This is a genomic window from Corynebacterium pilosum DSM 20521 = CIP 103422 (genome assembly GCF_000373805.1).
Classification (GTDB): Bacteria; Actinomycetota; Actinomycetes; order Mycobacteriales; family Mycobacteriaceae; genus Corynebacterium; species Corynebacterium pilosum.
The window spans coordinates 66590-85991 of sequence record NZ_KB892439.1 but is presented as its reverse complement, the minus strand read 5'-3'; the positions used below and the strand labels follow the sequence as shown (position 1 = coordinate 85991).

The 19402-nt window shown below is 61.2% G+C and carries 19 protein-coding genes; 15 read left to right on the top strand and 4 right to left on the bottom strand.

The features are described 5' to 3' along the window. The first annotated feature begins 42 nt into the window (after positions 1-42). From B097_RS0101890 to B097_RS0101860, 8 genes are all read left to right on the top strand, one after another. Complete coding sequence (locus tag B097_RS0101890) at positions 43-1017, top strand: F0F1 ATP synthase subunit gamma (protein ID WP_018580841.1); 975 nt, start codon at positions 43-45, stop codon at positions 1015-1017. Positions 1018-1020: 3 nt separating this feature from the next. Beyond that, positions 1021-2472: a F0F1 ATP synthase subunit beta gene (gene atpD / locus B097_RS0101885; protein ID WP_018580840.1), complete on the top strand. Its 1452-nt coding sequence runs from the start codon at positions 1021-1023 to the stop codon at positions 2470-2472. A gap of 9 nt (positions 2473-2481) precedes the next feature. Beyond that, positions 2482-2850 (top strand): F0F1 ATP synthase subunit epsilon, encoded by a 369-nt coding sequence (locus B097_RS0101880; RefSeq protein WP_018580839.1) that lies wholly within the window; start codon positions 2482-2484, stop codon positions 2848-2850. Between the two features lie 205 nt (positions 2851-3055). After that, the gene (locus B097_RS13215) at positions 3056-3520 is read left to right on the top strand and encodes a DUF2550 domain-containing protein (protein ID WP_026254231.1); all 465 of its coding nucleotides are present in this window, start codon (positions 3056-3058) and stop codon (positions 3518-3520) included. Between the two features lie 10 nt (positions 3521-3530). After that, complete coding sequence (nucS, locus tag B097_RS0101870; protein WP_026254230.1) at positions 3531-4223, top strand: endonuclease NucS; 693 nt, start codon at positions 3531-3533, stop codon at positions 4221-4223. Further along, positions 4224-4532 (top strand): Rv1322 family protein, encoded by a 309-nt coding sequence (locus B097_RS13670; RefSeq protein WP_081617986.1) that lies wholly within the window; start codon positions 4224-4226, stop codon positions 4530-4532. Between the two features lie 24 nt (positions 4533-4556). Next, positions 4557-4865, top strand: a complete 309-nt coding sequence (locus B097_RS0101865; protein WP_018580836.1) for a thiamine-binding protein — start codon at positions 4557-4559, stop codon at positions 4863-4865. Continuing rightward, positions 4866-5747 carry a tetratricopeptide repeat protein gene (locus tag B097_RS0101860; protein ID WP_018580835.1) on the top strand — a complete coding sequence of 294 codons (882 nt, stop codon included), beginning with the start codon at positions 4866-4868 and terminating at the stop codon, positions 5745-5747. Here the strand turns inward: B097_RS0101860 and glgB are convergent. Together glgB and B097_RS0101850 are read right to left on the bottom strand one after the other, a co-directional pair. Continuing rightward, positions 5744-7948 (bottom strand): 1,4-alpha-glucan branching protein GlgB, encoded by a 2205-nt coding sequence (gene glgB / locus B097_RS0101855; RefSeq protein ID WP_018580834.1) that lies wholly within the window; start codon positions 7946-7948, stop codon positions 5744-5746. The genes B097_RS0101860 and glgB overlap by 4 nt on opposite strands. Before the next feature lie 93 nt (positions 7949-8041). Next, complete coding sequence (locus B097_RS0101850; protein ID WP_018580833.1) at positions 8042-10066, bottom strand: maltotransferase domain-containing protein; 2025 nt, start codon at positions 10064-10066, stop codon at positions 8042-8044. A 99-nt stretch (positions 10067-10165) separates the two neighbouring features. On the opposite strand from B097_RS0101850, the gene B097_RS0101845 reads away from it, so the two are divergent. From B097_RS0101845 to B097_RS0101815, 7 genes are read left to right on the top strand one after another with little or no spacing between them, the layout of a single operon-like run. Then, entirely contained in the window at positions 10166-10999 is an 834-nt protein-coding gene (locus B097_RS0101845; RefSeq protein ID WP_018580832.1) for an ABC transporter ATP-binding protein, read from the top strand. Between the two features lie 17 nt (positions 11000-11016). After that, positions 11017-11883 carry an NUDIX hydrolase gene (locus B097_RS0101840; RefSeq protein WP_018580831.1) on the top strand — a complete coding sequence of 289 codons (867 nt, stop codon included), beginning with the start codon at positions 11017-11019 and terminating at the stop codon, positions 11881-11883. Then, positions 11870-13036 carry a class I SAM-dependent methyltransferase gene (locus B097_RS0101835; RefSeq protein ID WP_018580830.1) on the top strand — a complete coding sequence of 389 codons (1167 nt, stop codon included), beginning with the start codon at positions 11870-11872 and terminating at the stop codon, positions 13034-13036. Before B097_RS0101840 ends, B097_RS0101835 begins: the two co-directional genes overlap by 14 nt. A gap of 51 nt (positions 13037-13087) precedes the next feature. Further along, on the top strand, positions 13088-13876 hold the full coding sequence (locus B097_RS0101830) for an electron transfer flavoprotein subunit beta/FixA family protein (protein WP_018580829.1): 789 nt from the start codon (positions 13088-13090) through the stop codon (positions 13874-13876). An 8-nt stretch (positions 13877-13884) separates the two neighbouring features. After that, the gene (locus tag B097_RS0101825) at positions 13885-14835 is read left to right on the top strand and encodes an electron transfer flavoprotein subunit alpha/FixB family protein (protein WP_018580828.1); all 951 of its coding nucleotides are present in this window, start codon (positions 13885-13887) and stop codon (positions 14833-14835) included. Further along, positions 14832-15950 (top strand): cysteine desulfurase family protein, encoded by a 1119-nt coding sequence (locus B097_RS0101820; RefSeq protein WP_018580827.1) that lies wholly within the window; start codon positions 14832-14834, stop codon positions 15948-15950. Before B097_RS0101825 ends, B097_RS0101820 begins: the two co-directional genes overlap by 4 nt. Positions 15951-16006: 56 nt before the next feature. Continuing rightward, a complete protein-coding gene (locus tag B097_RS0101815; protein WP_018580826.1) occupies positions 16007-17056 on the top strand; it encodes a glycoside hydrolase family 25 protein in 1050 nt (349 codons plus the stop codon). On the opposite strand, the gene B097_RS0101810 is transcribed toward B097_RS0101815, so the two are convergent. Together B097_RS0101810 and B097_RS13440 are read right to left on the bottom strand one after the other, a co-directional pair. Continuing rightward, complete coding sequence (locus tag B097_RS0101810; protein WP_048402965.1) at positions 17053-18099, bottom strand: hypothetical protein; 1047 nt, start codon at positions 18097-18099, stop codon at positions 17053-17055. The genes B097_RS0101815 and B097_RS0101810 overlap by 4 nt on opposite strands. 21 nt (positions 18100-18120) lie before the next feature. Next, entirely contained in the window at positions 18121-19401 is a 1281-nt protein-coding gene (locus B097_RS13440; RefSeq protein WP_018580824.1) for a glycosyltransferase family 2 protein, read from the bottom strand. Between the last annotated feature and the right edge of the window lies 1 nt (position 19402).

Sequence of the window (19402 nt, the reverse complement as noted above, 5' to 3'; positions counted from 1 at the left end):
TTACTCACCGTCTTAAGCACAAGGAAGGGAGGAGAGTAAACCATGGCAACACTTCGCGAATTGCGTGACCGTATTAGGTCCGTGAACTCCACGAAGAAGATTACTAAGGCCCAGGAGCTGATCGCGACCTCGCGCATCACCAAGGCCCAGCAGCGTGTTGAGGCTTCGAAGCCTTACGCGAACGAACTGCAAGACGTCATGGAGCGGCTCGCAGCCGCCAGCTCCCTGGACTACCCCATGCTCCGTGAGCGTGAGGATGGAAAGGTCGCTGCCGTTTTCGTGGTCACCTCTGACCGCGGCATGGCCGGCGGATACAACCACAACGTCCTGAAGAAGGCCGCCGAACTTGAGAAGCTTCTCGAGGAAAGTGGCTATGAGGTCGTTCGTTACGTCACCGGTGGCAAGGGCGTCGGGCACTACAAATTCCGCAACATGGATATTGCTGGTGCTTGGACCGGTTGGTCACAGGATCCAACCTGGGAGGCGACACACGATGTGCGTCGTCACCTCATCGACGGGTTCCAAGCGAGCTCCGAAGGTGAAGCCAAGTGGCGTGAAGGTCTGTTCACTGAGGAAGGCACCCCGGTACGTGGTTTCGACCAGGTGCACGTGGTGTATACCAAGTTTGTTTCCATGCTGACGCAGGAAGCAACTGTGAATCAGATTCTGCCGATCGAGCCGGTTATCGAAGAAGTCGATGTCCGCCAGGAATCTTTGCTGGAGTCTTCCGGCGAGGTTCAGGCTGATATGGAATTCGAGCCGGATCCAGACACGCTGCTGACCGCACTACTGCCGACCTACGTCTCCAGGACGCTGTACGCGATCCTGCTCGAGTCGTCGGCAAGTGAGTCGGCTTCACGTCGTACTGCGATGAAGGCGGCAACGGATAACGCGAACGAGCTGGTCAACGACCTGTCTCGTGAGGCGAACCAGGCCCGTCAGGCACAGATCACCCAGGAAATCACCGAAATTATCGGCGGCGCTGGCGCGCTGTCCGACAGCGGAGAAAGTGACTAAATCATGACTACAGCTCAGATTGATGAGCAGAACACGGGCCAGGCAGGTTCCTCTGCCGGTCGCGTTGTTCGCGTCATCGGTGCAGTCGTTGACGTGGAGTTCCCACGCGACGAGATGCCCGAACTTTACAACGCGCTGCATGTCGAGATCACTCTCGAGGCAGTCGCAAAGACCGTGACGCTTGAGGTCGCCCAGTTCCTGGGTGACAACCTCGTGCGCACCATTGCAATGGGCCCAACCGACGGCATGGTCCGCGGCGCCCAGGTCGTTGACACCGGCCGCCCGATTACCGTTCCGGTGGGCGACCAGGTCAAGGGCCACGTATTCAACGCCCTCGGCGACTGCCTCGACGACCCATCCGTGGGTGTCGACGGTGAGCGCTGGGGCATCCACCGCGAGCCGCCAGCCTTCAAGGACCTTGAGGGCTCCACCGAGATCATGGAGACGGGCATTAAGGTCATCGACCTGCTGACCCCATACATGAAGGGTGGCAAGATTGGCCTCTTCGGTGGTGCAGGTGTGGGTAAGACCGTTCTTATCCAGGAGATGATTACCCGTATCGCGCGTAACTTCTCTGGTACCTCCGTGTTCGCCGGTGTGGGCGAGCGCACCCGTGAAGGTACTGACCTGTTCCTCGAGATGGAAGAGATGGGCGTGCTGCAGGATACCGCGCTTGTCTTCGGCCAGATGGATGAGCCACCAGGCGTGCGTATGCGTGTCGCTCTGTCGGGCCTGACCATGGCGGAGTACTTCCGCGACGTTCAGGACCAGGACGTGCTGCTCTTCATCGACAACATCTTCCGTTTCACCCAGGCAGGTTCGGAGGTGTCGACCCTGCTGGGCCGTATGCCTTCGGCTGTGGGTTACCAGCCAACCCTGGCAGATGAGATGGGCGTGCTGCAGGAGCGCATTACCTCCACCAAGGGCCGTTCGATTACGTCTCTGCAGGCCGTTTACGTGCCTGCCGACGACTACACCGACCCGGCTCCAGCGACCACCTTCGCCCACTTGGATGCGACCACCGAGCTTGACCGTGGCATCGCTTCCAAGGGTATTTACCCAGCAGTGAACCCGCTGACCTCCACGTCTCGTATCCTCGAGCCGTCGATTGTTGGCGAGAAGCACTACGAAGTCGCGCAGCGCGTGATCAACATCCTGCAGAAGAACAAGGAACTTCAGGACATCATCGCAATTCTGGGTATGGACGAGCTCGGTGAGGAAGATAAGCTCACCGTTCAGCGCGCCCGTCGCCTAGAGCGTTTCCTGGGCCAGAACTTCTTCGTTGCAGAGAAGTTCACCGGCAACCCTGGTTCCTTCGTTCCTCTCGAGGAGACCATCGAAGCTTTCGAGCGCATTTGCGATGGCGAGTTCGACCACTACCCAGAGCAGGCTTTCAATGGTCTGGGCGGCTTGGACGACGTCGAGAAGGCGTACGAAGCAATGCAGGAGAAGTAGGAGAAGCACATGGCTGAAATCACCGTTGAATTGGTTGCAGTGGAGCGCTTGCTCTGGTCTGGTCAGGCCAGCATCGTTACCGCTCAGACCACCGAGGGTGAGATCGGTGTGCTGCCAGGCCACGAGCCAATCTTGGGTCAGCTCAAGGAGAATGGCGTCGTGACCATCACCCCTGTCGACGGCGACAAGATCATTGCCGCCGTCCAGGGTGGGTTCCTGTCGGTTACTGCGGAAAAGGTGACGATCCTTGCGGATTACGCCATCTTCGCCGATGAGGTGGACACTGCTCAGGCAGAGTCTGCTCTGGACAGTGACGACGACACCCTCAAGGCCCGTTCCGAAGCAGAGCTGGCCGCTGTTCGTCGCAGCAACAACTAAAGGCAGTAAGCCTTTCTTCCTTCTCGGATAGATTCGACCCGGGCCCTACCGCGCCACAGTGTGCGGTAGGGCCCGGGTTTTTCTCTACGCAAGTGTGCTTTAGGACATACACCAAAAAGGCGATTGGAGTGTTGACGCGGGGAGAGTAGTATCTTTAGTAATTGAATTTTATAGAACCTTCAATGGGACTTTCAGGAGAACCGTCATGGAGTTAGTCGGTTGGGTGTCGCTCATCCTCGTAGTAGCCTGCATAGCTCTTGCTGCGTGGCGGTTTGTCGCGCTCCGGTCCCGCGGAACGACTGTGCTAGTGCGTCCCTACCCTGCGAAAAACACCTATTCATGGCGGCACGGATCAATCCGCTACAAGAGCGACTTGGTGTACTTCTACAAGCTGCGCTCCATTGCTCCTTGCGCTGATTTGGTCATTGATCGCCGCCACACTGTTGTGGAAGCGCATCGCACGCCGACAGCGGAAGAGTTTGAAATTATGCCCCGGGATACCCGCATCACACAGGTGTTGGTCGACGACCGCTCCTATGAGATCGCGGCGGATCGCCGGGGCATTATGGCGTTGATTTCGTGGCTCGAATCCGCCTCTGATGTGCGGAAGGAAAAGGAAGACCACCGCGTGTTGTCCCAGCGGATTGGGCGGGCGCGCCAGCAAGGTTAAGGTAGAGGGCATGCGTCTTGTCATAGCCCGTTGCTCTGTGGATTACGTCGGCCGTTTGGATGCCCATTTGCCCATGGCTGATCGATTGATCATGGTCAAAGCCGATGGTTCCGTTTCCGTGCATGCCGACGATCGTGCCTACAAACCCTTGAACTGGATGACTCCGCCGTGCACTGTGGTCGAAGAGGCCATCGTGGATATCGACGGCGACGATACCGGTGAGGTGCTGTGGATCGTCGAAAACCCCAAGGGTGAACAGCTGCGCATCACCATCGAGGAGATCTACCATGAGAAATCCTTCGACCTCGGCCAGGATCCTGGTCTGGTGAAAGATGGTGTCGAGGCGCACCTGCAGGAGCTGCTGGCTGAACACATTACTACTTTGGGCGAAGGCTATACGCTTGTGCGCAGGGAGTACCCGACGGCGATTGGACCTGTCGACCTGCTGGCGCAGGCTGCTGATGGCTCAAACGTCGCCGTGGAAGTGAAGCGTCGTGGCGGTATTGATGGCGTTGAGCAGCTGACTCGTTATCTTGAGCTACTCAACCGCGACGAACTGCTCAAGCCTGTGTCCGGAGTTTTTGCGGCCCAGGAGATTAAGCCGCAGGCACGGACCCTGGCGGAGGACCGGGGGATCCGCTGCGTGGTACTGGATTATGATGACCTGCGGGGGATCGAGACTAATGAGTTGAGGTTGTTTTAGGTGCCTCGTCGTAATCGCCCTTCACGGCGCCGGGGCAGGGGAGCCGCGCCACGCCCGGTTCGCGAGTTGCCGCGCGATGGAGCCTCCTATTTGGGGACACAAGAGGTGGAAGGTCCACGTTGGACGCACGGGGAGATCTTCCTGATGCGACACATCGGTGCCTCGCGGGCAACCAAGTTTTATGTGTGTCCAGGGTGCAACCAGAACATTCCGCCCGGGGTTGCGCACATCGTGGCGTGGCCCCGTGACTACGGGGGCAGGGGAGATGATCGCCGCCACTGGCACCGGCACTGCTGGGATCGTCGATAAGCAGATCTGGTTACACTGGTCTGCATGATCGTTGCATTTTCTGTAGCTCCCACCGTGACCAATAACCCCCGCGCCGAGATGGCAGATGCAGTGGCCCAAGCGGTCGCCGTTGTGCGCGAATCCGGCCTGCCGCACGAAACCAACGCGATGTTCACCATCGTAGAAGGGGAGTGGGACGAGGTCATGGACGTGATCAAGCGCGCCACAGACGTGGTTCGCGCTGTCTCCCCGCGAGTATCGCTGGTGATCAAGGCCGATATTCGCGAAGGGTACACGGACCAGTTGCATCAGAAGATGGACTCGCTAGAAAAAGCTATGAAGAAGGAGAACTAGATGACAACCCCGCATGGTGCCATTGACTTGGGCCGCCTCCAACACCAGGCAGAGGCTCGCGAAAAGCTGGCCTCGAGTGCCGTGGAGAGCTTCTTCACTCTCACGGAAGAGAACTTGGAGTCGCATGTTCTGCAGCGCTCCGTCCAGGTGCCCGTGGTGGTGCTGGTCGGCTCGGCGCGCTCTGAGGATTCCGAGAACCTGAAGGCCACGTTCCAGCAGCTGGCCGCGCAGGGCGAGAATTCATTCGTCGTGGGATACGTCGACTCGGATACCACCCCGCAGATCGCTCAGGCTCTGGGCGTGCGTGGCGTGCCCACCGTGCTCGCACTTGCTGCCGGCCGCCCCGTGACCTCTTTTGAAGGTGGCCAGCCTGCGGACATGCTGAAGCAGTGGGTGGACACCCTAGTTCAGCAGATCGGCCCGCAGCTCCAAGGGCTGCCAGGGGCTACCGAGGAGGAAGAACCGCAGGATCCGCGCTTGGATGCTGCTACTTCAGCGCTCAACCTGGGTGATTTTGACGCAGCTACGCGCATTTACGACGAGATCCTCGCCGAAGATCCGACGAACAAAGAGGTCAAGCAGGCCAAGGCAACCGTGGCTGTGGTGAAACGCCTCGACCCACAGAACCGGACGACGGATCCGATTGCAGAGGCGGAGGCGGCACCAGATGTCGTCGCTAAGCAACTCGACGCGGCTGACGCGGAGGTTGTCGCTGGCGCCCCGGAGAAGGCTTTTGATCGGCTACTGTCCTTCATGGAGCGCAGCGCCGGTGATGAGAAAGAGGCTGCGAAGGCCCGCCTTCTCGAGCTGTTCGGGCTGTTTGATTCCGCTGATGAGCGCGTCAAAGAGGCCAGGACGCGCCTGGCCTCTTCACTGTTTTAACCCTTGAAAACGTAGTACTGCACGCTCATCGCTGGGATGTGCAGTTCTACCAACTGGTCCTGGCCGTCCCACGCCTCGGGTGAGGTGTAGACGGTGTGGGGCAGGTCATTTCCCGCACCCTCATAGACCTTGTCATCGGAGTTGAGCAGCAGCTCCCACGCGCCCGCGCGAGGAACGCCGAGGCGGTAATTCTGCCGGGAGGTCCCGCCCAGGTTGATCGTCACTAGGATCGGGGTGCCGTCAGTACCCCAGCGGATGTACGCCAACAGGTTATTGGCGGCATCGTCGCCCTTGACCCACTGGAAGCCCATTGGGGAGTTGTCCTGCGAGTACAGGGCCGGCTGGTCCTTGTAGATGACGTTGAGGTCACGTACCAGGCGCTGGACGCCCAGGTGGTATTCGGAGCCCCAGCCTTCCAGATTGGACCAGTCGACGGAGTGCGCTTCATCCCACTCGCCGGTCTGGCCGAACTCCTGGCCCATGAAGAGCAGCTGCTTGCCTGGGTGGGAGTACATGTAGCCGAACAAGGTGCGCAGGCCAGCGGCCTTGTTCCAATCATCACCCGGCATCCGCCCCCACAGAGAGCCCTTGCCGTGGACCACTTCATCGTGACTGAACGGCAGGACGAAGTTCTCGGAGAAGGCGTACACCATGGAGAATGTGATCTCATTGTGGTGGTAGGAGCGGTGGACTGGGTCCAGCTTGAAGAACTCCAGGGTGTCATTCATCCAGCCCATGTTCCACTTCAGGCTGAAGCCCAGGCCACCCTGCTCGGTGGGGGCGGTCACGCCTGGCCAGGAGGTGGATTCCTCGGCGATGGTGACAACGCCCGGGTGCTCGCGGTGGACGGTAGCGTTCATCTCCTGGAGGAACTGGACGGCATCGAGGTTCTCGCGGCCACCGTACTGGTTGGGCAGCCACTCGCCGTCCTCGCGGGAATAGTCAAGGTAGAGCATGGACGCCACCGCGTCGACGCGCAGGCCGTCGATGTGGAACTCTTCGAGCCAGTAGAGCGCGTTAGCGACGAGGAAGTTGCGCACCTCGTTGCGGCCGAAGTCGAAGACGTAGGTGCCCCAGTCCTTCTGCTCGCCGCGGCGCCAGTCGGGGTGCTCATAGAGCGCGGTGCCGTCGAAGCGGGCTAGGGCCCAATCATCCTTTGGGAAGTGCGCAGGCACCCAGTCGATGATCACGCCGATGCCGGCCTGGTGCAGCTTGTCGATCAAGAGGCGCAGATCGTCGGCAGAACCCCAGCGCGCGGTCGGAGCGTAGTAGCCGGTGACTTGGTAGCCCCAGGATCCGCCGAAGGGGTGTTCCGCCACGGGGAGGAACTCGACGTGGGTGAAGCCCTGCTCGGACACGTACTCGACGAGTTCGTCGGCAAGCTCGCGGTAGCCCTTACCGATCTTCCACGAGCCTAAGTGGACCTCGTAGACGCTCATCGGGGCGTTGATCGTATCGCAGGCGTCGCGCTTCTTGACCCACTCGGCGTCGCCCCACTGGTACACGGACTGGTCCACAACCTGGGAAACGGTCTCTGGCGGGGCAAGAGTCTGCTTCGCCATCGGGTCGGCCTTGTCGCGGCGGTGACCGTCCTTCGTCTGGATGGCGAACTTGTAGGTGGCACCTGGCTTAATACCGGGAATGAAGATTTCCCAGATGCCGGTGGAACCAAGCACGCGCATTGGGTACTGGTTGGGGTTCCACGCACAGAAGTCACCGATCACGGCGACACCCTGGGCATTGGGCGCCCACACAGCAAACGCGGTACCGCTGACTGAGCCCATGGTGGTCTCGTAGGAGTGCACGTTTGCGCCGAGAACTTCCCACAGCCGCTCGTGGCGGCCTTCTGCGATCAGGTGCAGGTCGAAAGACGACAAGGTGGGGAGGAAGTGGTAGGGATCGGCGATGATGACAGGTTCAGCATCCGGGTACTTGATCCTCAGGCGGTAGTCCGGGGTGAGCTCGTCGTCAAGCCCGTAGACCCAGATGTCGTCGCCGATGGGGGTCATGTCGTACGCCTGGTTGTGTATGAGCAGTTGCACATGTTCAGCGCCCAACTGGCGGGTTCGTACGACCGACCCAGTGGAGGTGGAGTGCCAGCCGTAGAAATCATGTGGTGCGTGGTGGCTGCAATTGCGCAGTCGCTCACGGTCCGCGTCCGGGATCAACAGAGCGGGGTCGATGTTCTGGCCCTCAGTCATGGGTATTCCTTCGATGGTCGATAGTAAAAGGTATTCAATAATGAAGTTACCCGAGGGGCGCGGCGTGAAGCCTCAAGGCCCTCGGGGACACTCCTATGGTCGATAGTCGTGCTCAGGGATTTCGCGCCACGCCAGCTTTTCGCGGCGTTCGGGCAGCACATCCGGCAGGACGAAGATGTGGGCAACATCCTTCAAGGGCTCGAGGCGCACGAAGTTCCGGTCGCTCCAGGCGTACTCTGCACCGCTGACGGCATCATGCACTAGGAAAGAGTCGCCTTGGCGAAGGCCGATCGCCTCCATATCCACGTCGATCATGCCTTCCTGCATGCCATAGGAATCAAGGTTGACTATGACAAGAACGGCGTTGCCGGTGACGGCATCCACCTTGGAGCAGGCAATCAGGTTCGGGTTGTCGATCTGGTGGAAGTGGATATTGCGCAGCTGCTGCAGGGCCGGGTTGTCGCGGCGGATCTGGTTCAGCTGGGTGATATATGGCTGCAGGGAGTCGCCGTTTGCCAGGGCTGCCTCGTAGTCGCGCGGGCGCAGCTCATACTTCTCGGAGTTCATGTACTCCTCGCTGCCTTCCTGGACAGGGACATGCTCGTAGAGCTCATATCCGGAGTACACGCCCCACAGTGGGCTCATGGTCGCGGCCAGCGCGGCGCGGATGGCGAACATTGCGCGGCCACCCTTCTGCAGAGATTCGTGCAGAATGTCCGGGGTGTTCACGAACAGGTTCGGGCGGGACACGTCGGCAAGACCTGCAACCATCAGCGCGAAGTCCGTCAGTTCCTCCTTGGACGTCTTCCATGTGAAGTAGGTGTAGGACTGGGAGAAGCCGCTCTTGGCCAGGCCGAACATGCGCGCTGGCCGGGTGAAGGCCTCTGCCAAGAAGATGACCTCGGGGTGGGTTTCGTGGACGCGCTCAATCAGCCACTGCCAGAAGTTCACCGGTTTCGTGTGTGGATTATCCACACGGAAGGTGGTCACGCCCAGGTTCACCCAGTGCATGACAACGCGGTAGACCTCGTTGTAAATGCCCTTCGGGTCATTGTCGAAGTTGATGGGGTAGATGTCCTGGTACTTCTTCGGCGGGTTCTCGGCATAAGCGATGGTCCCGTCCGCCAGCTCAGTGAAGAATTCGCGGTGGTTCACAGCCCATGGGTGGTCTGGTGCTGCCTGCAGGGCGAGGTCGAGTGCGATCTCTAGGCCCAGCTCCTCGGCGCGTTCGATGAGGCGAACGAAGTCTTCTTCGGTGCCCAGCTCTGGGTGGACAGCATCGTGGCCGCCTGCCGACGAACCGATGGCCCACGGGGAACCGATGTCACCTTCCACGGTGGTCAGGGTGTTGTTCTTGCCCTTGCGGTTGATTTCACCGATCGGGTGGATGGGTGGGAAGTAGACGGTGTCGAAGCCCATCGCAGCGACGCGATCCAGTGCTGCGGCAGTGGTCTCGAAGGTGCCGTGGACGGGGTTGCCGTCCTCATCCCAGCCGCCGGTCGAGCGGGGGAAGAGTTCATACCAAGAGTTGACAAGGGCGTCTCGACGCTCCACCGCGATATCGCAGATGGGGCCGCGGGTGACCAGCTCGCGCAGCGGGTAGTCCGCCAGGATGTCTAATACTTCTTCAGCTAGCCCTGCTTGGACGCGCTCTTCTGCGGACAGGGAATCGTCGTCAAGCGTGCGCGCAACCTCCAGCAAGACCTCAGCGTCCGCATCTGGGGCGTTCTCCGCCGCGCGCTCAAAAAGTTCGGCGCCATGGTGGAAGTCATTGGCCATCTCTTCGGCAGACTGGCCGGCATCCAGCTTCTTCGTCACGGCGTTGCGCCAAGTGGACATGGGGTCCGACCACGCGTCGATGCGGAAGCGCCACAGGCCGACCGACTCGGGAACGAACACAGCGTGGACGTTGTCGGGGCGGAACGTCTCTTGCTGCATGAGGATGGAATCGCGCTCGCCTTCCGGGCCAATGATTTCCACGGTGGCAGCTACTGCATCATGTCCCTCGCGCCAGACCAGTGCGGAGATCGGTACGATCTCTCCGACTACAGCTTTCGCCGGTAGGGTGCGGCCGGAAATCTGTGGCCGTACGTCATCGATCCCAAGTCGTCCAGTCATTTTTCATAACTCCATCTCTAAGAAAATCATTCGTCTTCTACCTTAGTCAAAACGTGTCACTTACACCGTGGTGATGGAAAATAGGTCACAATAGGAGACATGAATGACATCCAGCTCGAAACTGATCCCGATTTGATGATCGACTTCCGCGGTGTCGAACTGCGTCGCGGCGGCAATACCCTAGTAGGCCCTGTGGACTGGCAGGTGGAACTTGATGAGCGCTGGGTGATCGTCGGCCCCAATGGGGCAGGAAAAACCAGCCTGATCCGGATGGCAGGGGCGGAAGTGCACCCGTCTTCTGGCACCGCTTTCGTGCTTGGAGAACAAATTGGGCGCACCGATATGCGCGACCTGCGGGCCTCGATTGGCGTGAGTTCCTCGTCGATAGGCAACCGCATCCCCGGCGATGAAAAGGTCGGTGACCTAGTGATTTCCGCCGGTTATTCGATCCTGGGGCGCTGGCGCGAGCAGTACGACGAGATGGATTATGACCAGGCGGCTGAGAAGCTCGAGCAGATCGGCGCGCTGCACCTGATCGACCGGCGCTGGGGGACACTGTCCGAAGGTGAGCGCAAGCGCGTCTTGGTGGCCCGCGCCATCATGACCGACCCGGAGCTGCTCATTTTCGACGAGCCAGGCGCCGGCATGGACCTGGGAGGGCGCGAGGACTTGGTGGCTTACCTCGGCGACCTCGCCCTGGATCCAGACGCGCCCGCAATCGTGATGATCACCCACCACGTCGAGGAGATTCCGTATGGTTTCACCCACGCAATGTTGCTGGATGAAGGTAACGTGGTGGCCCAAGGCCTTATCGACGACGTTCTCACGAGCGAAAACTTGACCACCGCCTACCACCAGCCCATTCAGCTGGAGCGCATAGACGGCCGGTACTTCGCCCGTAGGTCACGTCGGGGAGGAGCGCACCGAGCATAGGAAGAGGAGGTGGGTGGATGCACCGATCACGCGGCGCCTTTTCGGCGGACAATGTCGACCGCATCGACCCGACTGAAACTACCGGCTTTAACGGCGGGCGTCTGGCCGCCACCGTGATGCTGCTGCGCGACGGGGACAACGGGCTGGAAGTGTGGGCCCAAGAGCGCGTGCGCACCATGCGGAACTATCCGGGGATGACTGTGTTTCCCGGCGGGGGAGTGGACAGCCGCGATTTCCCACCCCGGTCCTGGGACTCGGGCGACCTGTGGATGGGGCGCAGCGTGGTCTCCATGGCCCGCCGCCTTGGCCTGAACAAGTACAAAGCGCACGCCCTTGTGTTTGCGGCCGTGCGCGAAATCTATGAAGAGACCGGCACACTGCTGGTGGCCGATTCCGACGGCACCATGTTGTCCGACACCCGCCCTTTTTCGGACGCGCGCGACAAGCTCGTCTCCCACCAGGCGTCCCTGACCGACGTGCTGCGCGCGAACAACCTGAAGGTCAACGCCGACAAGCTTGAGCCGTGGGGCCGGTGGGTCGGCCAGTCTGAGGTGGGCAACTGGTTCGACACCTTCTCTTTCGTAGCAACGGTGCCGGAGGGCCAGACCCCAGACGGCGACACCGGGGAAGCCGATGATGCGAACTGGTTCCCGCCCAGCCTGCTCATCGAGGGGTGGCGCGTGGGCCTCGTCCGCTTCGCCGTATCGACGTGGGCGCAGCTGCTGGACCTGTCGCGTTTCGAGACCGTCGCCGAAGTCCAAGCCGCAGCGCGCGAGCAGGACTTAAGCCCCGTGGTGGGCGATCCCACCCACATCCCGCGCTACGCTGATTTTTTCACCCACATCCCCGAAGACAGAATTGGCAAAATAGGTGGCTTTCACTGACGACGAGATCCGCTTCCTCCGTGAGCACAGCACGCTTATCGACGAGGTCACCGGTGATCTCGCCCTGACCAAGAAATCGATGCTGGCCGACCACAAAGTGGCCAGCGAGCACTTCGGCGACTACACCCGCGCAGTCATCGAGCTAGCGACAGCGCGCCGCGCGGGAACCGAAAAATTTCCGGACCACTGGCTAGCCGATTCCGACGCTGCCCAGCAAGCCACCCCACGCATCGTCGCAGAATATCGGGCCGCAAAGCTCCACGCCGCCGGGGCGCGCTTGGTACATGACGTGACCTGCTCCATCGGCACGGAAGCCCCGCCTGTCTTGGACCGCGGCATGGAGTGGATCGGCAGCGATCTTGACCCACAACGACTGCGCATGGCCCGCCACAACCTGGGCGACCATGCCTGGCTGCTGCGCGCCGACGCACTGACACCGACCAGCCCCGCCGATGTCATCGTCGCCGACCCCGCCCGCCGCGCAGGAGGCCGTCGCATCACCGATCCCGCCCAGCTTTTGCCGCCACTTCCTGACCTGCTCGCCGCCTACCCAGGCCGCGAACTTGCCGTCAAGTGCGCCCCCGGCCTCGACTACTCCGAATGGGACGGCTTAGTCAGCGTGGTCAGCGTCGACGGCGCGGTGAAAGAAGCCTGCCTCTACACGCCCGGGGTGGGCACGGGCGATCGTCGTGAAGCGATCATGCTGGGTACGCGCCAGGAAAAAGTCACCGACCGCGACCCCGACGACGTAGAGGTGGCAGCCCCCGGACGCTTCATCATCGAGCCGGACGGTGCCGTGATTCGCGCCGGGCTGGTGCGTGGGTGGGCGGCGCGGCACGGCTTGTGGATGCTCGATGAGCACATCGCGTTTGTATCCGGGGACGCGATTCCGGAGGGCTGGAGTGGATTTCCATTCATCGAGGAAGTGCCGCTGAAGAAGCTTCGCCAGGCTTTGCAAGCGCACGGTGCCGGTAGCGTGGAAATCCTCGTGCGGGGAGTGGATGTTGACCCCGATCAGCTGCGAAAAAAGATGAAACTTAAAGGAAAGAAGCCGATGGCGGTGGTGATCGCGCGGATCGGAAATTCGGCCGTCGCCTTCGTGTGCGGACCGCGCGAATGGGCGGGGGAGCGTTCCTCCCAACTTTCGGACTAGGCTACTGTAGGGCGTTACAAAATAAAGCAACAATGGAGAGGTGAAGCATTCATGGCCACCATCGTGGTGCTGGTGAAGAATGTTCCGGATACCTGGTCTGAGAAAGTCCTAGAGCCGGATCATACGCTCGATCGCACGAATGTCGATTCGATCATCGATGAGATTAATGAATACGCAGTAGAGACTGCCCTGCAGCTCAAGGAGGCCGGCGATTACCGCGTGGTCGCGCTGTCGATGGGCCCAGAGGGCAGCGACGAGGCTTTGCGTAAAGCCCTTGCGATGGGCGCCGATGACGCGGTCTTGCTTTCCGACGAAGGCCTAGCCGGTTCCGATGCTGTTGCCACCGCGTGGGCCCTGACCAACGCGATTAACACCATCGAGGACGTCGTGCTGATCGTCACTGGTAACCAGTCCTCGGACGGTCAGGGCGGCGTGATGGCCGGCCTGCTCGCCGAATACCGCCAGATCCCAGCGCTGACCGAGCTCGGTGAGGTGGCTATCGAAGGGGATAAGGTCAGCGCTACGCGTTACGACGAGAAGGGCACTTGGCAGCTCGAAGCACAGTTGCCTGCCGTCCTCTCCGTGTCCGAGAAGGCCGTTAGTCCGCGCTTTCCGAACTTTAAGGGACTGGCCGCTGCCAAGAAGGCAGAGATCCAGCAGCTGAACCTGGGTGCGATTGGTGTGGATGCCGGCCAGGTCGGCCTGAATAACTCGGCCACCGTCGTGCAGGCAACCACTGAGGTGCCGGCACGTGCCGCGGGCGAGATCATCGATTCCGGCTCGCCGGAAGATATTGCAGCTCAGGTTGTGTCCAAGCTCGTCGAAAAGAACCTGGTTTAGGAGGCCACATGTCGCACGTCTATGTTCTGGTCGAACACAACTCCGGCCAGCTTGACCCTGTTACAAACGAATTGATCACCGCAGCGCGCCCCTTGGGCGTTGTCTCCGCGGTGGTTGTCGGCGAGGCCGGCCAGGCCGAAGCGCTTGCACCTGCACTGGCAGAGGCCGGCGCCGCCCAGGTGATCGACGCTACCGCTGAGGATTACAGCCAGCGTTTGATCCTGCCTGAGGTCGATGCTCTGCACGCTTTGGGCGCGGCGAACCCTGCTCCCATCGTCATCGCGGCCACCGCTAGCGGCAATGAGATCGCTGGCCGCTTGGCTGCCCGCCTTGCATCGGGCGTGCTGCTCGACGTCGTCGGTATCGAGGCTGGCGGCGCTGCCCGCCACGAAATCTTCGGCGGTTCCGTGGTGACCACGGCAGCTGCCGGCGGGGCCTGCCCGGTCTACACGGTGCGCCCGGGCTCGGTGAAGCCGGTGCCGGAGGCCGCAGCCGGTCAGGTGGCGCCAATGCCGCTTCCCACCGCGACGGCCAAGGATGTCGTAGTCACGTCCTTCAGCCCTGCCGAGCGCGGCGATCGTCCGAACCTGAACCAGGCCACCGTGGTGGTTGCCGGCGGGCGCGGTGTCTCGGAGACTGGTTTTGAGGAGTACGTCGAACCGCTGGCCGATGCTCTGGGGGCCGCCGTGGGCGCGACCCGCGATGCTGTCGACGAGGGCTGGGCCCCCGCGAGCGCGCAGATCGGCCAGACGGGCGTGACCATTTCCCCGGACTTGTACATCGGGCTGGGCGTGTCGGGTGCGATCCAGCACACCTCCGGCATGCAGACCTCCGGCACCATCGTCGCGGTGAACCAGGATTCCGACGAGGCTATCTTCCAGATCGCCGACATCGGTGTCGTGGGTGATGTCGAAGAGATCGTGCCCGCGCTGATTACGGAGCTTAACAAGCGCAAGTGAGTCACTATTTCGACCACGCGGCTACCACACCCATGCGCCAGTCCGCGATTGACGCATGGGTGGAACATGCCGGCGCTTTAAACCCTGGGGGACAGTACGCCGATGGCCGGCATGCCAATAAGGTTCTGGCTGAGGCGCGCGAAGAGATCGCGGAGCTGTTTGGCGCAGATCCCGTGGAAGTGGTGTTCACCGGTTCCGGTACTGAGGCGGACAACATTGCAATCAGGGGCCTATATCAAGCCTCTAGCCTTGATCGAGTGGTCTCGACGCCCATCGAACATCCCGCGGCACTGGAGACTGTTCAGGCCCTGGAGGGTGCCAACGTGGAGTGGCTGCCGGTCGAAAAGTCTGGCCACGTCACGGACCTTGCGGCCCTAGACGAACCGGCCGCCGTGGCGACCTGCATGTGGGCCAATAACGAGACCGGCGCCATCCAGCCCGTTGAGGAAGTGGTGGCGCGCGCCTCGGCCGTCGGCACGCCCGTGCATATCGACGCCGTCCAGGTGGCTGGTCGCTTGCCCATCGACTTTCACGCACTTGGTGCCACGGCTTTGGCAATTAGTGCCCACAAATTCGGCGGGCCACGCGGCACTGGGTTGCTGTTGGTGCGCCGCTCTCCGGTCCCCGCCGCCACGATGTTTGGCGGCGGGCAGGAGCGCGGCATTCGCCCTGGCACCGTCGACGTTGCCACCGCGGCCGCGACTGCCGCCGCGCTGCGGGAGGCGACCGACTCAATGGCCGCAGACATGGAACGCATCCGTGGACTGCGCGACCAGCTCATTGCTGGTGTCACCTCGCGTATCGACGACGTGATCGTGACCACTCGCGAACCCGCGCTGCCCACGCATGCTCACTTCATGTTCGCAGGCGCAGATGGTGATTCGCTGATCATGCTGCTGGATGCTGCCGGGATCGCGGCGTCGACCGGCTCTGCGTGCGCCAGTGGCGTGAACCGGATGAGCCATGTTCTGGAAGCGATGGGGGTGGATACCCGGACCGGGATGGGGGCTTTGCGCCTCACTTTAGGTAGGACGACCACTGAGGAAGACGTGCGATTTGTGGTGGAACACATCGCTGACATTGTGGCAAAGGCGCGTGTTGCAGGAAACTTATAAAGTTAAGGGTGTTTCGCGAGTTACTGATGTGACATAACTGGTTTAGGGTTAAGCTCATGCGCTTTTCCCTAAAACTGAACTCTGTCATCGTCGCAGTCGCGATGGCCCTTGCCTTAATCGCAGTTCCCTTCGCCCCACGCGCCGAAGCGTTTGCCAACCCCTTTGCGGCCTCCGGCGTGGATGTCGCCGGCCACCAGCACCCTGGCGGAAACCCGATCAGGTGGTCCACCGTCGCTGCTGACGGCCAGCGCTACGCCTTCGTCAAGGCGACCGAGGGCACTAGCTTCACCAATGATTTCTACGCCCAAGATGTCGAGGCCGCGAATGACGCAGGCCTGCTCACGGGCGCGTACCACTACGCCCGCCCGGCAACCGACCCCCGCCTGCAGGCCGCGCACTTCGCATCTGTCATGGCACAAGCGCCAGAGACTAGCCTGCCGCCGGTACTGGATATTGAGGTCTCCGAAGGCCTGTCGCCGTCTCAGCTGAGTGTTTGGACTCGGACCTTCCTCAACGAGCTGAAGACCCTAACCGGCAAGACCCCGATGATCTACACCTACCGCTATTTCTGGCAGGTGGATATGGGCAATACCACTGAATTTTCGGAGTACCCGCTGTGGCTGGCCGCCTACCAGAACCACGCGCCAAAGCCGGTGGGCGGCTGGGACACAGTCTCCTTCTGGCAGCGTTCCGGCAACGGGCGCGTCGCCGGCATCGACACCCCGGTGGACATGAATCTGTTCAACGGTAACGATGCTCAGTTGAATTCATTCTCCGCCGGCAACCTTGCCTCGCCCGGTGGCACCCTGGAAGTCATCGAGGCCCCGGAAACCCCATCGCTGGAGGTCCTCGGCCAGGACAACACCGCGCTGGTTGCTGCGATCATCGCGGTCGGTTTGGGTGTCATCTCTTCGCCGGCGTTGCAGGAGGCCGCACAGTCCGTTGGCTTCGATACGGAAGACGCTTCCAATATCGTCGGCACCGTCGTGAAGCAGATCGAGACTGGAGCGCTGCCTCTCGACGACTTGGAGAACATGGCGGTCGGAAATTACACAGTCGGTGATCTGCTGATCCTGCTGGAGAATGCAAATAAGGCGATGCGCTAATTCTCCAGCACGGCCCAGTGCCGATCAGTCATTAACGACAGGGGAGTCACCGAAGCGTGGAAATCGCCGGTGGCTCCCAGCGCTGTCTCTAGCTGCTTCGGTGTTAGGTCACCCCACAGGCCCAGCGACAGAGTGATACGTTCCTGCTCGCTTTCGTCGAAACGCCCACGCAACCCCTGGGCAATTGCCTCGACGGTCTCTGGTTCTTCGTCCGACAGGCTTGTGTATGCCCACAGGGTGAGGTCGGCGCCGGTGGCCAAAATATCGTCGTAGCGGTGGCCGGAGTCGAAGCGGTTCTCGCCCGGCGCGTCCCAGTTGACCCGCGCGTCCATGACCACTTGACTGTCTGCGGCGCCCTTGCAACGCTCGATCACATCGGTGATGATGCCCGACTGCCAATCGTTCAGGGTGTCATCGGCCGTATTGACCTCACCATCTTCGTGGCGCGGAAAGCCTGGCTCGCCGGTCATCTCGCGGTAGAGTTGCTCGTCGGTAGGCGAGAAAAATGAATCGCCAATCAGCTCCGTCAATGCAATCGCGTCGGGCGAGTAGCGCTCATCGACCGCCCCGCACATGGCCTCGATGCGGTCGCCGACCTCGCCCTCGCGCAGCGCAGTCGCCGATGGGAAATCCTCCGATGGCGAGCCATCAGCGAAGACCCCCACATAGTCAGGATTGGTGTCGACGATCGTCGGGGCCATCACATCGATCGTGAGGGTCACTGTCCGGTCAGTATCCGCAGTGAGCGTATCGACGACATCGCGGACCCGATCTTCGCCCGCCTTCACGTCGGCAGCCCAGTACTCTTCTTGGCCGGCGGCGGGAAAACCGATGAAGTCTGAACGCCCCACCCCAACCGTGATCCCGTCGGTGTCGGAAGAGTCGAGGCGCTCGCGCACCTCGCCCCAGTCCACCGAATCGTCGGAGACTGATTCCCACCCGATCCCGATCGTCAGTTCTTCGGCGGTCGCGCGGTTTGGAGTGGAGCACGCGGCGAGGCCGATGCCTGCCACGCCAATTACAGCAAGTACGGTTTTTCTCAAGTTGTGGGAGCCTCCTCAGGCTTAAGCTGCCACGGCTTTCGCGGGCAGTTGCGTGGTGTTCGTATGGGAAATCACGCCAGTGCGTTCTGGCTTGTTCCAAACGTGCTCTGCATTGGTAATCTCTAAATGCAGTGCGCGGATCATCGTAAACGACATCAGCACGGAATAGAAGGGCCAGATCGGCAGCGTCCACGCATGGCGCAGGTCACCCAAGGAATTCGACATCGCCATCGCGATAACCAACAGGATGACGGACAGCACCAAACCGGATGCCACTAGCACGCCCCACGCCCCAGCCCAGAACTCGCCAGCGGAGGTAGCCCACTGGACATTCTGCAGATCCCAAATGGCCCACGCCAGCAGCACAACCTGGGTGATCGGCAGCAGTACCATCGTCGCCACCGCGAACCAAAGAAAGGGACCGAAGGAGCCGTAGCGCAGGGTGAACATGCACTTCCAGTGGTAGCGGAAGCTTTGGAGGAAACCGCGCGCCCACCGCACACGCTGCTTAAACAGGGCCTTCACTTTTGATGGCGACTCCGCATAGACCAGCGCATGAGGCGCGAAAACGACGCGCCAGCTGGTGCGGTGAATTTTCCATGTCAGCTCAAGGTCTTCGCCGATGGTGTCTTCACGTAGCGGCCGGCCCGGATCGACGAGAGCCACCTCGTCGAGGCACGATCGTCGAAAAGCGCCACAATTGCCCGAAATGACGGGCACAACGCGCAAGATATCGAAGGCGCGGCGCACCAGGCCCGTTCCCACGTGCGTAATCAGCGCGAGGAAACAGGTGAGCACCCGGTCCAGGTTGGAGGGCCGGTCGTCGCCACACACGGCGCCGACGTTGACGTTGTGGAATGCTTTGAGCATCTCAGGGACGGTGCGCGTGGTAAAGACGCTGTCGGCATCGATGAACATCAAGAAATCGCCGGTCGACTCGCGATACCCATGATTCAGCGCAGCGCCCTTACCTGCGTTTTCCTGGTAAATGTAGCGCACCTTGTCGTGCTCAGCAGCGAGTGCTTCGCCGATCTCGCGCGTCCGGTCGGTTGAGCCATCGTCCACGATGACCACGTCCATGTTCTCGTAGCCGGAGCCCAGGATCGACAGCACGCACGCTTCCAGCACCGTTTCCTCGTTGTGCGCAGGCACCACCACGGACACGGTCGGTTCGTCGTTAAGTACGCCCAAGTTGCCTCGGACTTGCCGACGACGCGCCAAAAACTCATGAGCTAGAGACAAAGGCACAAACAGGAGACGGAACAGCAGCAGCCCCATCGTGAAGATGTAGAAGGCCATCATG

Coding starts and splice junctions, on each gene's coding strand:
- B097_RS0101815 (WP_018580826.1), top strand. CDS start 16,007: ATGCGCTTTTCCCTAAAACTGAACTCTGTCATCGTCGCAGTCGCGATG.
- B097_RS0101850 (WP_018580833.1), bottom strand. CDS start 10,066: ATGACTGGACGACTTGGGATCGATGACGTACGGCCACAGATTTCCGGC.
- glgB (WP_018580834.1), bottom strand. CDS start 7,948: ATGACTGAGGGCCAGAACATCGACCCCGCTCTGTTGATCCCGGACGCG.
- B097_RS0101880 (WP_018580839.1), top strand. CDS start 2,482: ATGGCTGAAATCACCGTTGAATTGGTTGCAGTGGAGCGCTTGCTCTGG.
- atpD (WP_018580840.1), top strand. CDS start 1,021: ATGACTACAGCTCAGATTGATGAGCAGAACACGGGCCAGGCAGGTTCC.
- B097_RS0101860 (WP_018580835.1), top strand. CDS start 4,866: ATGACAACCCCGCATGGTGCCATTGACTTGGGCCGCCTCCAACACCAG.
- B097_RS0101865 (WP_018580836.1), top strand. CDS start 4,557: ATGATCGTTGCATTTTCTGTAGCTCCCACCGTGACCAATAACCCCCGC.
- B097_RS0101830 (WP_018580829.1), top strand. CDS start 13,088: ATGGCCACCATCGTGGTGCTGGTGAAGAATGTTCCGGATACCTGGTCT.
- B097_RS0101825 (WP_018580828.1), top strand. CDS start 13,885: ATGTCGCACGTCTATGTTCTGGTCGAACACAACTCCGGCCAGCTTGAC.
- B097_RS13440 (WP_018580824.1), bottom strand. CDS start 19,401: ATGATGGCCTTCTACATCTTCACGATGGGGCTGCTGCTGTTCCGTCTC.
- B097_RS13215 (WP_026254231.1), top strand. CDS start 3,056: ATGGAGTTAGTCGGTTGGGTGTCGCTCATCCTCGTAGTAGCCTGCATA.
- B097_RS0101890 (WP_018580841.1), top strand. CDS start 43: ATGGCAACACTTCGCGAATTGCGTGACCGTATTAGGTCCGTGAACTCC.
- B097_RS0101840 (WP_018580831.1), top strand. CDS start 11,017: ATGCACCGATCACGCGGCGCCTTTTCGGCGGACAATGTCGACCGCATC.
- nucS (WP_026254230.1), top strand. CDS start 3,531: ATGCGTCTTGTCATAGCCCGTTGCTCTGTGGATTACGTCGGCCGTTTG.
- B097_RS0101845 (WP_018580832.1), top strand. CDS start 10,166: ATGAATGACATCCAGCTCGAAACTGATCCCGATTTGATGATCGACTTC.